This window comes from Bacillus sp. SN1, from assembly GCF_002796895.1.
GTDB classification, from domain to species: domain Bacteria; phylum Bacillota; class Bacilli; order Bacillales; family Bacillaceae; genus Bacillus; species Bacillus inaquosorum.
Window position 1 is genome coordinate 326995 of the sequence record NZ_PHIE01000001.1, and the last position, 14168, is coordinate 341162.

The 14168-nt window shown below is 44.1% G+C and carries 12 protein-coding genes and 1 riboswitch; of the genes, 11 read left to right on the forward strand and 1 reads right to left on the reverse strand.

Annotated elements, in window-relative coordinates; translation table 11 throughout:
- Nucleotides 1-828, reverse strand: a complete 828-nt coding sequence (gene kduI / locus CVV77_RS01890) for a 5-dehydro-4-deoxy-D-glucuronate isomerase (protein WP_004397970.1) — start codon at nucleotides 826-828, stop codon at nucleotides 1-3.
- A 220-nt stretch (nucleotides 829-1048) separates the two neighbouring features.
- Between kduI and kdgR the strand changes: the two genes are divergently transcribed.
- The 11 genes from kdgR (at nucleotide 1049) to dynA (ending at nucleotide 14149) form a co-directional block, all read left to right on the forward strand.
- Nucleotides 1049-2068: a pectin utilization transcriptional regulator KdgR gene (gene kdgR, locus CVV77_RS01895; RefSeq protein WP_100274499.1), complete on the forward strand. Its 1020-nt coding sequence runs from the start codon at nucleotides 1049-1051 to the stop codon at nucleotides 2066-2068.
- Between the two features lie 37 nt (nucleotides 2069-2105).
- Nucleotides 2106-3080: a 2-dehydro-3-deoxygluconokinase gene (kdgK, locus tag CVV77_RS01900; RefSeq protein ID WP_100274500.1), complete on the forward strand. Its 975-nt coding sequence runs from the start codon at nucleotides 2106-2108 to the stop codon at nucleotides 3078-3080.
- 1 nt (nucleotide 3081) lies between these two features.
- Complete coding sequence (gene eda / locus CVV77_RS01905) at nucleotides 3082-3672, forward strand: bifunctional 4-hydroxy-2-oxoglutarate aldolase/2-dehydro-3-deoxy-phosphogluconate aldolase (RefSeq protein WP_100274501.1); 591 nt, start codon at nucleotides 3082-3084, stop codon at nucleotides 3670-3672.
- 43 nt (nucleotides 3673-3715) lie between these two features.
- Entirely contained in the window at nucleotides 3716-4708 is a 993-nt protein-coding gene (gene kdgT / locus CVV77_RS01910) for a 2-keto-3-deoxygluconate transporter (protein ID WP_060398876.1), read from the forward strand.
- Between the two features lie 112 nt (nucleotides 4709-4820).
- Nucleotides 4821-6326 (forward strand): carboxypeptidase, encoded by a 1506-nt coding sequence (gene ypwA, locus CVV77_RS01915; RefSeq protein WP_100274502.1) that lies wholly within the window; start codon nucleotides 4821-4823, stop codon nucleotides 6324-6326.
- Nucleotides 6327-6467: 141 nt separating this feature from the next.
- Nucleotides 6468-6567: riboswitch (purine riboswitch) on the forward strand.
- Between the two features lie 88 nt (nucleotides 6568-6655).
- On the forward strand, nucleotides 6656-7240 hold the full coding sequence (xpt, locus tag CVV77_RS01920) for a xanthine phosphoribosyltransferase (RefSeq protein WP_004397964.1): 585 nt from the start codon (nucleotides 6656-6658) through the stop codon (nucleotides 7238-7240).
- Complete coding sequence (gene pbuX, locus CVV77_RS01925) at nucleotides 7237-8553, forward strand: xanthine permease PbuX (RefSeq protein WP_100274503.1); 1317 nt, start codon at nucleotides 7237-7239, stop codon at nucleotides 8551-8553. The genes xpt and pbuX overlap by 4 nt, the downstream gene beginning before the upstream one ends.
- A 72-nt stretch (nucleotides 8554-8625) precedes the next feature.
- Nucleotides 8626-9723: a type III polyketide synthase gene (locus CVV77_RS01930; protein ID WP_019258716.1), complete on the forward strand. Its 1098-nt coding sequence runs from the start codon at nucleotides 8626-8628 to the stop codon at nucleotides 9721-9723.
- Nucleotides 9724-9726: 3 nt separating this feature from the next.
- Nucleotides 9727-10233, forward strand: a complete 507-nt coding sequence (locus CVV77_RS01935) for an isoprenylcysteine carboxyl methyltransferase family protein (protein ID WP_100274504.1) — start codon at nucleotides 9727-9729, stop codon at nucleotides 10231-10233.
- Nucleotides 10234-10303: 70 nt separating this feature from the next.
- Complete coding sequence (gene fbpC, locus CVV77_RS01940) at nucleotides 10304-10393, forward strand: Fur-regulated basic protein FbpC (protein WP_100069434.1); 90 nt, start codon at nucleotides 10304-10306, stop codon at nucleotides 10391-10393.
- 174 nt (nucleotides 10394-10567) lie between these two features.
- A complete protein-coding gene (gene dynA / locus CVV77_RS01945) occupies nucleotides 10568-14149 on the forward strand; it encodes a dynamin GTPase (RefSeq protein ID WP_100274505.1) in 3582 nt (1193 codons plus the stop codon).
- Nucleotides 14150-14168: the final 19 nt, after the last annotated feature.

The following is a 14168-nucleotide window of genomic DNA, read 5'->3' on the forward strand; positions in this document are numbered from 1 at the left end:
TTATTTCAGCCCATCCATCGGAACGACATCCATGTCCGTGAATGTGTAGTTTTCTCCGGCCATTGCCCACACAAAGCTGTAGTTTGATGTTCCTGCGCCAGAGTGAATAGACCAGGCAGGAGAAAGGACAGCCTGCTCATTTCCGACAACAAGATGGCGTGTTTCGTCCGGCTGGCCCATGAAGTGAAACACCTTCGAATCCTTCTCAAGATCAAGGTAAAGATAAGCCTCCATCCGGCGATCATGGACGTGTGCCGGCATGGTGTTCCAGTTGTTGTTTTGATCAAGCATCGTAATTCCCATCATAAGCTGACAGCTTTTAATGCCATCTTGATGAATGACTTTGTACAGGCTTCTGACATTAGACGCTGCATCATCACCAAGGCGGTCCGGTGTCAGTTCAGAAAGAGCGGCTTTTTGCGTCGGATAGCTTTGATGAGCACAAGCGGAGATAAAGTAAAACTTAGCTTTTTCTCCGTTCAGGCTTGTAAACGCTACATCCTGATTGCCCATTCCAATATAGAGAAAATCCTTTGTTTGAAGTACATACTCATCATCGCCGACTCTGACAGCACCAGGCTGGCCAACATTAATAATCCCAATTTCACGCCGTTCCAAGAAGAAGTCAGTTTTAAGGAAATCCCCGGCATCAAGCTTCAGTTCACTTTGCCCCGGAGCTGCTCCTCCGATGACAACCCGGTCTTCATGTGAGTAATACATCGTTAATTTATTTTCCGTAAATAAAGTATCCATTAAGAAATGGCTGCGAAGCTCCTCTGTTGTAAAGCGTTTAACTTGTTCAGGGTGTACAGAATAACGATTTTCCATTATATTTCCCCCTTGGTTAGGATTTCGGCTCACTTGAATGAAAATATTTTGGTAACGGTTTCAAAGAAAATTTTAGGATAAATAGTGAAAAGAGTCAACGGAAAAATTGTGAATAAGCACATTATTAAAAAAACTCTTTCCAAATTTTAAAAATATGGTATTCTTTTGTTGTAACGGTTTTGAAATCGGTTTCAAATATATGAGATACAGGAGCACTTGAATGAAAAAGAAAACAACAGGCCATACGACCATCAAAGACGTAGCTGAATGTGCAGGAGTTTCGAAATCGACAGTTTCCCGCTATATCAACGGAAAAATTGATGCGATTTCTCCTGAAAAAGTGAAAAATATTAAAAAGGCAATTGCAGAATTGAATTATCGGCCAAGTAAAATGGCGCAAGGTTTGAAAATAAAAAAAAGCAAATTAATCGGATTTGTTGTAGCTGACATTACAAATCCTTTTTCGGTCGCGGCTTTCAGGGGAGTCGAAGAGGTTTGTGATCAATATGGCTACAGCATTATGGTGTGCAACACAGATAACAGTCCTGAAAAAGAGCGGGAAATGCTCTTAAAGCTTGAAGCCCATTCGGTTGAGGGGCTAATCTTAAACACAACCGGAGAAAATAAGGATCTACTGAACGCCTTTGCCGAACAGCACATTCCAACGATATTAATTGACCGGAAACTTCCAGATCTGAAACTGGATACGGTAACGACTGACAATAGAATGATCACAAAAGAGATTCTTCAGAAGATTTACAGCAAAGGGTACACTGATGTCGCGCTGTTTACCGAACCGATTTCATCTATCAGCCCTCGTGCAGAAAGAGCAGTTGTGTATCAAGAAATGGCTTCGGCTCAAAATGTGAACGGGCTTGTCAGAATGTATGAAATTGACGTGAAAAACAAGGAGCAGCTTAAGGCGGCGCTTCGTTCTTTTTACAAGGATATGCCAGAGCAAAAAAAAGCGATTCTGGCTTTGAACGGCTTAATTATGCTGAAAATCATCAGCTGTATGGAAGAGCTTGGACTGCACATCCCCCAAGATATAGGGATTGCAGGGTTCGACGATACGGAATGGTACAAACTGATCGGTCCGGGCATTACAACGATCGCCCAGCCGTCACATGATATGGGCAGGACGGCGATGGAACGTGTATTAAAAAGGATTGAAGGTGACAAGGGAGCGCCTCAAACCATTGAATTAGAGGCAGAAGTCATCATGAGAAAGTCACTTTAATCCTAGGTGCCCTCAACTAAGAGGAGGTTGGGAAAAGATGAAGCTCGATACGGTGACATTCGGGGAATCGATGGCCATGTTTTACGCAAATGAGTACGGGGGCCTTCATGAAGCATCCACTTTTTCTAAAGGGCTGGCCGGGGCAGAAAGCAATGTTGCTTGCGGCCTGGCCAGACTCGGATTTCAGATGGGATGGATGAGCAAGGTCGGCAATGATCAGCTCGGAACATTTATTTTAGAGGCGCTTAAAAAAGAGGGAGTGGATGTGTCTCGCGTGATCCGATCGCAGGACGGAAATCCCACCGGTCTTCTGCTGAAGTCAAAAGTGAAAGAAGGCGATCCGCAAGTTACCTATTACAGGAAAAACTCAGCTGCAAGCACACTAACTTCTGCTGAATATCCAAGAGAGTATTTTCAAGGCGCAGGCCATTTGCATGTGACAGGGATTCCGCCGGCCTTATCTGCTGAAATGAAAGATTTTACCTACCACGTAATGAAGGATATGAAACATACTGGGAAAACGGTATCGTTAGATCCCAATTTAAGGCCTTCGCTTTGGCCTGATCAAGCAACGATGGCCCATACCATTAATGATCTGGCTGGTCTTGCAGATTGGTTTTTCCCGGGGATCGCAGAGGGGGAGCTATTGACCGGAGAAAAAACACCTGAAGGCATTGCCGACTATTATCTGAAAAAAGGGGTCAGCTTTGTCGCTATTAAACTCGGAAAAGAAGGCGCTTACTTTAAAACGAGGGAAAGTGAAGGATTTGCAGAAGGCTTCCGGGTCGATCGGGTGGTTGATACAGTCGGTGCCGGAGACGGATTTGCAGTCGGTGTGATCAGCGGCATCCTTGACGGTTTGTCATACAAGGATGCGGTGCAAAGGGGAAATGCGATTGGCGCTTTGCAAGTTCAGGCACCGGGGGATATGGACGGACTGCCTACCAGGGAAAAATTAGCTGCATTTTTATCTGCTCAAAGAACGGTTTACCAAAAGAAAGGGGATTATTAATATGGATTCCAAAATCGTTGAAAACCGTCTGAAAGAAGCAAGGCTGATTGCAGTCATTCGCTCAAAGGATAAACAGGAGGCCTGTCAGCAGATTGAGAGTTTACTTGATAAAGGGGTTCGTGCGGTTGAAGTGACTTATACGACGCCTGGGGCATCAGATATTATCGAATCCTTCCGTAATAGAGAAGATATTTTAATCGGGGCGGGCACGGTCATCACTGCGCAGCAAGCGGGAGAAGCTGCTGAGGCTGGCGCGCAGTTTATTGTCAGTCCGGGTTTTTCAGCAGACCTTGCTGAACATCTTTCTTTTTTAAAGACACATTATATCCCCGGCGTATTGACTCCGAGCGAAATTATGGAAGCGCTGACATGCGGTTTTACTACATTGAAGCTGTTCCCTAGCGGTGTGTTTGGCATCCCGTTTATGAAAAATTTAGCGGGCCCTTTCCCGCAGGTGACCTTTATTCCGACAGGCGGGATACATCCGTCTGAAGTGCCGGATTGGCTCAAAGCCGGAGCTGGCGCCGTCGGTGTCGGCAGCCAGCTGGGCAGCTGTTCAAAAGAAGATTTGCAGGCTGTTTTCCAAGTGTAAGGGGTATTGTTTTTTCATAACCGGAGGATGGGAGAATCCACATATGAAAATCAAAGCGACAATTGAACGGGTACCTGGCGGAATGATGATTATTCCGCTGTTTCTGGGAGCGGCGCTCAATACGTTTGCGCCTGGAACAGCGGAGTTCTTTGGAGGGTTTACGGGTGCTTTGATTACCGGAACGCTGCCGATACTGGGTGTTTTTATTTTTTGCGTAGGAGCGACGATTGATTTTCGTTCTTCAGGCTATATCGCAAGGAAAGGAATCACATTATTATTGGGAAAGGTCGGATTTGCGGCGCTGCTCGGCGTGATCGCAGCGCAATTTATACCTGATGAAGGCATACAATCCGGCTTTTTTGCAGGTCTTTCTGTTTTAGCAATTGTCGCGGTAATGAATGAAACGAACGGCGGCCTGTATTTGGCGCTTATGAACCATATGGGAAGAAAAGAGGATGCGGGTGCTTTCGCGTTTATCAGTACAGAATCAGGGCCTTTTATGACCATGGTGACGTTTGGTGTGACGGGACTTGCGGCATTTCCGTGGGAAACGCTGGCAGCGACAGTCATCCCGTTTTTACTCGGCTGTATACTTGGAAATCTTGATCATGATCTCAGAGACTTATTCAGCAAGGTTGTACCGGCGATCATCCCGTTTTTCGCCTTTTCGCTCGGCAACACCCTGAATTTTGGAATGCTGATCCAATCAGGGTTGCTCGGCATTTTTATCGGTGTTTCTGTCGTTATTTTATCGGGCGGCTCCTTGTTTTTGCTTGATCGTTTTGTCGCGCGGGGAGACGGCGTCGCGGGAGTGGCAGCTTCTTCTACAGCGGGGGCGGCTGTAGCCGTGCCATACGCATTAGCCGAAGCGAATGCTTCGTTTGCGCCAGTTGCTGAATCAGCAACGGCAATCATTGCGACAAGCGTTATTGTCACCTCGTTGCTAACCCCGCTGGCAACAGTGTGGGTTGATAAAAAAATCAATGAGAAAAAGCGGAAAACACCGCCGCCAAAAAATCAAATGACGATCAACTGAACAAAGAAGGCTGCCGCCAAAAATACCGGCAGCCTCTTATACAAACAATTTGACTTTCATACCCCCTTCCATTAGCCTGTAATGGAACGGCTAGAACAGGGAGGGAATGGATATGGAGATACATACATATGAAAAGGAATTTTTTGATCTTTTAAAAAGAATCTCACATTACAGCGAAGCAGTTGCGTTAATGCACTGGGACTCCAGAACAGGTGCGCCCAAAAACGGCTCAGAGGACCGTGCCGAAAGCATCGGACAGCTTTCAACAGATATATTCAATATCCAAACATCAGATCGGATGAAAGAGCTTATTGATGCCCTGTATGAACGATTTGATGACTTATCTGAAGATACGAAAAAGGCAGTGGAGCTGGCGAAAAAAGAGTATGAAGAGAATAAAAAAATCCCTGAGGCTGAATACAAGGAATACGTAATTCTGTGTTCAAAGGCAGAAACCGCGTGGGAAGAAGCGAAAGGGAAATCTGATTTCAGCTTGTTTTCCCCATATTTAGAGCAGCTGATTGAATTCAATAAACGTTTTATTACATATTGGGGTTATCAAGAGCATCCTTATGATGCATTGCTTGATTTGTTTGAGCCGGGTGTCACGGTAAAGGTGCTTGATCAGCTGTTTTCCGAGCTCAAGGAAGCAATTATTCCTCTTGTTGCGCAGGTGACAGCTTCCGGAAATAAACCAGATACAAGCTTTATCACAAGAGAGTTCCCTAAAGGAAAGCAAAAAGAGCTCAGCCTGTATTTTTTACAGGAGCTTGGCTACGATTTTGATGGCGGACGGCTAGATGAAACGGTTCATCCGTTTGCGACCACGATGAACCGCGGAGACGTTAGGGTCACGACGAGATATGATGAAAAAGATTTCCGTACGGCGATCTTTGGCACCATTCATGAGTGCGGTCACGCGATATACGAGCAAAATATTGACGAAGCACTGAGCGGCACGAACTTGTCAGACGGTGCATCAATGGGAATCCATGAATCTCAATCATTATTTTACGAGAATTTTATCGGCCGCAACAAGCATTTTTGGACACCGTACTATAAGAAGATTCAAGAAGCATCACCTAAACAGTTCAAGGACATCTCGCTGGATGATTTTGTCCGTGCAATCAATGAATCAAAACCTTCCTTCATCAGGGTTGAAGCGGATGAATTAACGTATCCTCTTCATATTATCATCCGATATGAAATTGAAAAAGCAATTTTCAGCAATGAAGTGTCTGTAGAAGAACTGCCGTCGCTTTGGAATCAAAAATACCAGGATTACTTAGGGATTACACCACAGACGGACGCAGAGGGGATTTTACAGGACGTCCATTGGGCAGGAGGAGATTTCGGCTACTTCCCATCCTATGCGCTTGGCTACATGTATGCGGCTCAGCTGAAACAAAAAATGCTCGAGGATCTGCCTGAGTTTGACACTCTTTTGGAAAAAGGGGAATTTCATCCGATAAAACAATGGCTGACGGAAAAGGTGCACATTCACGGAAAACGGAAAAAGCCGTTAGACATTATTAAAGATGCAACAGGAGAAGAGCTGAATGTACGTTATTTGATTGAATATTTGTCAAACAAATATTCAAATCTCTATCTGTCGTAATCAAAAGCCTGCCGGTGCGGCCGTCAGGCTTTTTTAGAATCAAAATACATAAAAGACGAATGATTATCAAGAAAATAAAAATAAAGTTCGGAAATTTTGTTATTTTGTCTATGCAAGAGATTAGAATCTTGATATAATTTATTACAATATCATAGGAACACTCATATAATCGCGTGGATATGGCACGCAAGTTTCTACCGGACACCGTAAATGTTCGACTATGAGTGAGCAATGAGACCGCATGTGTACGGTTTTTTGTTATATCAGCATTGCTTGCTCTTTTTTGAGCGGCAATGCTTTTTTTATTCTCATAACGGAGGTAAGACAGGATGGAAGCACTGAAACGGAAAATAGAGGAAGAAGGCGTCGTATTATCTGATCAGGTATTGAAAGTGGATTCTTTTTTAAATCACCAAATTGATCCGCTGCTTATGCAGAAAATCGGTGACGAATTTGCCGCCAGATTTGCAAAAGACGGTATTACTAAAATTGTGACAATCGAATCATCTGGAATCGCTCCTGCTGTGATGACGGGTTTGCAGTTGGGTGTGCCGGTTGTCTTCGCGAGAAAACATAAATCTTTAACACTCACCGACAACTTGCTGACAGCGTCTGTTTATTCCTTTACGAAGCAAACAGAAAGCCAAATTGCGGTCTCAGGAACCCACCTGTCGGATCAGGATCATGTTCTGATTATCGATGATTTTTTGGCAAATGGACAAGCAGCGCACGGGCTTGTGTCGATTGTGAAGCAGGCGGGAGCCTCTATTGCGGGACTTGGTATTGTCATCGAAAAGTCATTTCAGCCGGGAAGAGATGAACTTGTGAAGCTAGGCTACCGGGTGGAATCTTTGGCAAGAATTCAATCATTAGAAGAAGGAAAAGTGTCCTTCGTACAGGAGGTTCATTCATGAAAAACGGATTTGGCAAAACGCTGTCTTTAGGGATACAGCATGTGCTCGCCATGTATGCCGGTGCCATTGTCGTTCCTCTGATTGTCGGAAAAGCAATGGGCCTGACTGTCGAACAGCTGACCTACTTAGTATCGATTGATATTTTTATGTGCGGCGTGGCTACACTTTTGCAAGTGTGGAGCAACCGATTTTTCGGGATCGGGCTTCCGGTTGTGCTTGGCTGTACATTTACAGCAGTATCGCCGATGATTGCGATTGGGTCTGAGTACGGGGTTTCAGCGGTTTACGGAAGTATTATCTCGTCAGGTATTCTTGTCATTCTCATTTCATTTTTCTTTGGGAAGCTTGTATCTTTTTTCCCGCCCGTCGTGACAGGCTCAGTTGTTACGATTATCGGAATTACACTTATGCCGGTAGCCATGAATAACATGGCCGGCGGAGAAGGAAGTGCAGATTTCGGAGATCTCTCCAATCTTGCTCTCGCTTTTATCGTTTTGAGTATTATTGTGCTTCTATACCGTTTTACGACGGGCTTTATCAAATCCATCTCGATTTTGATCGGTATATTGATCGGCACCTTCATTGCTTATTTTATGGGAAAAGTTCAATTTGATAACGTTTCGGACGCGGCAGTTGTTCAAATGATTCAGCCGTTTTACTTCGGAGCGCCGTCTTTTCACGCAGCGCCTATCATTACGATGTCCATTGTTGCAATTGTCAGCCTTGTAGAATCAACTGGTGTTTACTTTGCCTTAGGTGACCTGACGAACCGCCGTCTGACAGAGAAAGATTTATCAAAAGGCTATCGCGCTGAAGGGATGGCTGTGCTGCTGGGCGGTATTTTTAACGCTTTTCCTTATACGGCATTCTCTCAAAATGTCGGGCTCGTACAGCTCACAGGAATCAAGAAAAATGCCGTAATTGTTGTCACGGGTGTGATCTTAATGGCATTTGGGCTGTTTCCGAAGATCGCTGCTTTCACAACCATTATTCCATCTGCTGTTTTGGGTGGGGCAATGGTGGCGATGTTTGGAATGGTGATCGCTTATGGAATCAAAATGCTCAGCCGCATTGATTTTGCGAAACAGGAAAATCTGCTCATCGTTGCCTGCTCAGTGGGACTGGGTCTCGGTGTGACAGTTGTGCCGGATATTTTTAAGCAGCTTCCGAGCGCCTTAACGCTCCTTACAACAAACGGCATTGTTGCCGGCAGCTTCACTGCAGTAGTTCTAAATATTGTATATAACGTATTTTCTAAAGCCAAAAAAACAGAACAAACAGCTGACATCACTGAGCAAAAAACAGCAGTCTAAACTCCGCCGCGGCGGAGTTTTTTGCATATAAAAAAGATCGTTGCGGAACAATATATGCAAAGAGGTGATCGCATGGCGTTTATTTTATCCATCGGAACAAGTCTTCCTGCGTACGATGTAAACCAAGAGAAAGCGGCTGAGTTTGCCCGGTATATGTTTCAGCATTCCTTTAAAGATATTGACCGGCTGTTAACCTCCTTTAAAAACGGGCAAATTCAATCGAGACAATTTGTCAAGCCGATTGAATGGTATAAAGAGGGTCACAGCTTCGAAGAAAAAAATCAAATATACATAGAAGAAACACTTAAGCACAGCATAGAGGCTGTTCGGGAGTGCCTCTCTCATCCTGAATTTTTTCAAGAAGCCATCCCTTATGAGAAAGTGGATGCTGTTTTTTTCGTCTCCAGCACGGGCCTTTCCACACCGAGCATTGAGGCGCGGCTCATGAACGAACTTTCATTTTCTCCATATACGAAGCGGATTCCGATTTGGGGCCTAGGCTGTGCAGGAGGGGCCAGCGGACTTGCGCGCGCTGCCGAATACTGCAAAGCGCATCCTGAGTCTTTCGTGCTTGTCATTGCTGCTGAGCTATGCAGCCTGACATTCCAGCCGGAAGATAAAACGAAAAGCAATCTTATCGGCACCTCACTTTTTGGCGATGGCATTGCTGCAGCCTTATTATGCGGGGAGAAGGCAGACCGCAGGATGTCAAAACTGAAGCTTGCGCCAAAGGTAACAGATTCCCAATCTGTTTTGATGAAACAATCAGAAGATGTCATGGGCTGGGATTTTACAGGTCAAGGATTCAAAGTCATTTTCTCAAGAGATATTCCGACTTTGGTGGAAAAATGGCTCAAAACAAATGTACAGGTTTTTTTGGACAAACATCAGCTGTCATTCACTGATATCAGTGTTTTTTTGGCACATCCTGGCGGAAAAAAAGTGATTGAAGCATACATCAAAAGTCTCGAGCTTTCACCGGAAAAGCTTTCATCTGCACAAAGCATATTGCAAAAGCACGGAAATATGTCTTCAGCCACAATATTGTATGTGATCAAAGACCATCTGCTGAACGGACATAAAAAGGAAGCAGAACGGGGACTGATTGGCGCATTAGGGCCGGGATTTTCATCAGAGCTGCTGTTATTCAGCTGGGAAAAGGGGGCTTGATTTATGTTTTGGTTGTTGATCGCCATTCTCATTGCTCAAAGAGCAGCTGAAATGGCAGTGGCCAGACAAAATGAACAAAAGGTAAAGAAGCAAGGGGCGATCGAATTCGGCGAGAGCCACTATCCGTATATCATCATCATGCACATCCTTTTTTTCCTGTCTTTAATTGTGGAGGTGCTGCTGATGAACAAACAGCCGTCAAGCTGGTGGATCGGTATCGCTGCGGTTATTTTAATCGTGCAGGCAGTGCGGTATTGGGCGCTTTGTTCCTTAGGAGCATATTGGAATACGAAAATCCTTGTCGTTCCAGGTGCGGAGCTTGTAAAAAAAGGCCCTTATAAATGGATGAGGCATCCAAACTATACCGTTGTTATACTAGAAATCTTATTGATTCCGCTGCTATATCAAGCGTACGTCACCATGTGTCTGTTTTCCATTTTAAATGCCGTTTTGTTAACCGTCAGAATTCGTGCAGAAGACAAAGCATTAGAGGAATACAGCATAAAATAGCGATTGAAAATCATTCTCACCCATGTTAAAATGAATTTGAAAAAGATTCTCAATCAGGATGGTGAAGCAAATGACAATGCTGTTTTTGCTTGGGGCGGTTTGTACATATAGTGTATTAATTGGTTTTGTATTAAAAGGAATCTCTAATAAATCTGTTTAATGAATCTGGAACTTGTCAAAGTTGCAGATTTTCTTTTATAGAAGCTGCCGTAATGGCGGCTTTTTTCTATTCTCTTAAAGAAATTTGGCTCATTCTTGTGTAAAATGAAAGGGAATGTATTCAGATCTTTCGAAAAAGATTCACAATTGAAACGGCACAAAGGGGTTCAGATTTATGACAGAACATAACAGAAAAGAGCTTTTGCACAAAACAGGTGAAATTTATAAGCAATTCATCGAGAATCAAGATGAACAAAGGGCTGCTAAACTGGCAGCAGTCATGAAAAAAGCGGCTGATGAAGAGATTTATATCGCATTTACCGGGCATTATTCAGCGGGGAAATCTTCACTGCTGAACTGCCTGTTAATGGAAAATATTTTGCCGACAAGCCCGATTCCGACAAGTGCTAACCTTGTTGTGATCAGAAACGGGGAAAAGCGTGTTCGGCTTCATACAACAGACGGAGCATGCGCAGAGCTGAAGGGGGCTTATCAGAAAGACAAGGTGCAGCAATATTGCAAAGACGGCGAGCAAATTGAAAGCGTTGAAATTTTTGACCGGTATACTGAGATCGACTCCGGAATTGCGTATATTGACACCCCTGGGATTGACTCAACAGATGATGCGCATTTTCTGTCGGCGGCGTCTATACTCCATCAGGCGGATGCGCTGTTTTACGTCGTTCACTATAATCACGTGCACGCTGAGGAAAATGTTAAGTTTCTCAGGTCGATAAAAGAAAGCATTCCGAATGTGTATTTTATCGTTAATCAAATTGACCGGCATGATGAGAAGGAGACACACTTTGAAGACTATAAAACACAGGTAGAGGAGATGCTTTGCAATGAAGGCATTTCAAAGGAATCACTTTATTTTACGTCAGTAACAGAACCAAATCACCCATTCAATCAGATTGGGAGCCTGAGAGAAGAATTAAAAAGAATAAAACAACAATCAAAAAGCAATTTGCAGGCTTTAACAGAACAAAAAGTCCGCAATCTGCTGAAGGAACATACCGAAATGCTTTTGAAAGACGAACCAGACGGTCCAAGCTTTGCTGAACAGCTTAATACACAAACTGATCTGGTCCAATCGCTGGGTAATCAATTGGATGAGGCAGCAAAACAAGCGACTGAGGCAGAAAACAGGATGCAGGAAGAAATCAATCGCATTTTAAAAAACGCCAACCTGACGCCTTTTGAAATGCGTGAATTGGCAGCTGCATTTCTAGAATCGCGAGAGCCTTCTTTTAAAACCGGCTTTTTCTTTTCTAAAGCAAAAACTGCACAGGAAAGAGATAGAAGACGGAATGCTTTATTCTCTGATGTGACAAAACGAACAGAGGCCGAAGCGGATTGGCATATGATAGACACGTTCCATAAACTCGCTAAGGCATTTGATGTTCATGCAGCTGAAAGTGAAAAGCTGATTCAGGCCTATCGCACTCCGCTTGAAATTGACATCATTGAACGCGCGGTCAAGCATGGTGCAGCTTTTTCTTCTGAATATGTATTGCAATATACAAAAGACTTGGCAGAGCTTATCCGCAAAGAGGCGAAGAGAGAAGCGGCAGACATCATAAAGGCGCTGGCCGCGATGGTGAAAGAGCGTGTTTCCGAAGACGTGCAAACGATCAATAGCCGGCTCATTCAGGAATCAGAAAAACTTATCCTTCTCCAAGAACAGGCCCGTTTAGAGAATAATGCCCGCGAGAAAGCCGATCGCTTATGGGCCATTTGGGAAGAAGAGTCAGCATGCCCAATGCACATAGACACTGACTGGTTTAAAACGAAGAAAAAAACAGTGGCGGCTCCAGAACAGAAACGAAGTCAAGGCCAGCAGACACAGCAGACAATACAGAAACCAGAAATCAAAATGGAGCAAGAACTGCCGCTTCAAGACCAGATCAAACGTTTTTACACATTATCTGACCGTTTAGGCGAGTACAGCATGCTGTCAAAGCAAACCTCAGCCTTTCGGGAAAGGATTAAAAGGCTTGAGGAACGGAAATTTACACTTGCGCTCTTTGGAGGATTCAGCTCGGGGAAATCATCATTTGCCAATGCGCTTGTCGGCGAAAGGGTGCTGCCGTCCTCACCAACGCCAACCACAGCCACAATTAACAAAATCACAAAACCAGCCAATGGCAACATCAACAAAACAGCGGATGTGGTGTTTAAGACGGAGGATGACATAACGGCCGACATTTTGCAGCTCACCGGGATACAAGAAGAACCGACAGGCCATTCTTTCACAGAGAAGTGGGAAAAGGCAGTCAAAAAAAGCCGGATGCAGGAAGATCACAATAAATTAATCAGCAACTTCCTGCTTGCATACGAAAAGTATCAGCAATATATACAGGAACAAAAGAAATTAACGATTCCGCTGTCTGAATTAAAGCCGTATGTAGCAGAGGAGGCAACGGCCTGCGCTGTGAAAGAGGTAACGGTCTATTATACTTGCCCGCTGACTGAAAAAGGGATTACAATAGTCGATACGCCCGGCGCGAGCAGCATGAATAAACGGCATACAGAGCTGGCGTTCCAATATATTAAAGATGCAGATGCGTTTTTTTATATGACCTATTATCAGCACTCCTTCTCGAAAGGAGACCGTTCGTTTTTGCGCAAGCTCGGGCTGGTGAAAGAATCGCTCAGCATGGATAAAATGTTTTTCGTCATTAATGCAGCAGACCTTGCGAAAGATAAATCAGAGCTGGAAACAGTGACCGATTATGTCAGCACAGAGCTTGTAAAAGAAGGGATTCATAGTCCGCAGCTCTTTACCGTATCAAGTAAGGAGGAACTGCTGGGAAAATCGGAATTATTTTATAACCAGTTCCCGAAAGTAAGAACGCACTTAGACCGTTTTATCGAAGTTGATGTAAAAAAAGCCGCAGTTGCACAACTCAGTTCGGAAGCAGACAAACTATGCGAAACTGTTTTCCAGCTTCACCAATCACAGCATCAGTCCAAGGAAGAAAAGGAAGCGCAGAAACAGCGCCTTATGCTGTCATTTGAGCGGACAGCAGCCGAAATCGAGAAACGGCGGAACTCAGAAACCATCATTGAGAAGGTAAAAAAAGATACAAGAGAGCAGCTTTATCACATAACACAGCGATTATCTTTTTTTGCGAATGATTTACTAAAATCAGCATTTCATCCGGGGCTTCAGAACGGGGATTGGAAAAAGAACGTCGGGAAGGCAATGAAAACCGCCTTACATGAGTATCAGTTTGAATATGTTCAGGAAATCAAAACACTTGATGTTCGTATGAGCGGTTTCATCGAGCGGCATATCACCGAAGAGTGGCTGGAAAGCTTTCAAAAAACATTAAACGCGGACGGTTATTTTTCCATTTATGCGGGTGATCTGCATTCGACTGGCATACAGCTGAAGGAAGTTGAACCGAAAATAGATGTACGTGCCTTCGAGCAGGAACAAAAAGAGGTCAAATCACCGAAGCACTTTTTTGAACAAAAAGGAAAAGCGGCCTTCATCGAAGCTGTACGGTTGAAACTCACGAAAATCACAGAGGATTGGGTGAAAAATGAAGAAGAAAGCCTTATCTCTCATTACACAGATCACCTCAGACGCTTGCAGGAAGATATGGCTGAAAAAGCAATGACACAAATAAAGGATCAAAAAGATACGTATTTAGGAGGATATGCGGAAGGGGAACATGCGAAAGAAATAGAAAAGGCATACCAAGCATGCATCTCTTGGCAAAGATCAGACAATACAATAAAAATGTAAAATTCAGTTGGCTTGTATT

What these genes read in the sequence shown, in the direction of transcription:
- pbuX (WP_100274503.1), top strand. Translation starts at nt 7,237, where the DNA reads ATGAAAAACGGATTTGGCAAAACGCTGTCTTTAGGGATACAGCATGTG.
- fbpC (WP_100069434.1), top strand. Translation starts at nt 10,304, where the DNA reads ATGACAATGCTGTTTTTGCTTGGGGCGGTTTGTACATATAGTGTATTA.
- eda (WP_100274501.1), top strand. Translation starts at nt 3,082, where the DNA reads ATGGATTCCAAAATCGTTGAAAACCGTCTGAAAGAAGCAAGGCTGATT.
- kdgT (WP_060398876.1), top strand. Translation starts at nt 3,716, where the DNA reads ATGAAAATCAAAGCGACAATTGAACGGGTACCTGGCGGAATGATGATT.
- kdgK (WP_100274500.1), top strand. Translation starts at nt 2,106, where the DNA reads ATGAAGCTCGATACGGTGACATTCGGGGAATCGATGGCCATGTTTTAC.
- kduI (WP_004397970.1), bottom strand. Translation starts at nt 828, where the DNA reads ATGGAAAATCGTTATTCTGTACACCCTGAACAAGTTAAACGCTTTACA.
- dynA (WP_100274505.1), top strand. Translation starts at nt 10,568, where the DNA reads ATGACAGAACATAACAGAAAAGAGCTTTTGCACAAAACAGGTGAAATT.
- CVV77_RS01930 (WP_019258716.1), top strand. Translation starts at nt 8,626, where the DNA reads ATGGCGTTTATTTTATCCATCGGAACAAGTCTTCCTGCGTACGATGTA.
- xpt (WP_004397964.1), top strand. Translation starts at nt 6,656, where the DNA reads ATGGAAGCACTGAAACGGAAAATAGAGGAAGAAGGCGTCGTATTATCT.
- kdgR (WP_100274499.1), top strand. Translation starts at nt 1,049, where the DNA reads ATGAAAAAGAAAACAACAGGCCATACGACCATCAAAGACGTAGCTGAA.
- CVV77_RS01935 (WP_100274504.1), top strand. Translation starts at nt 9,727, where the DNA reads ATGTTTTGGTTGTTGATCGCCATTCTCATTGCTCAAAGAGCAGCTGAA.
- ypwA (WP_100274502.1), top strand. Translation starts at nt 4,821, where the DNA reads ATGGAGATACATACATATGAAAAGGAATTTTTTGATCTTTTAAAAAGA.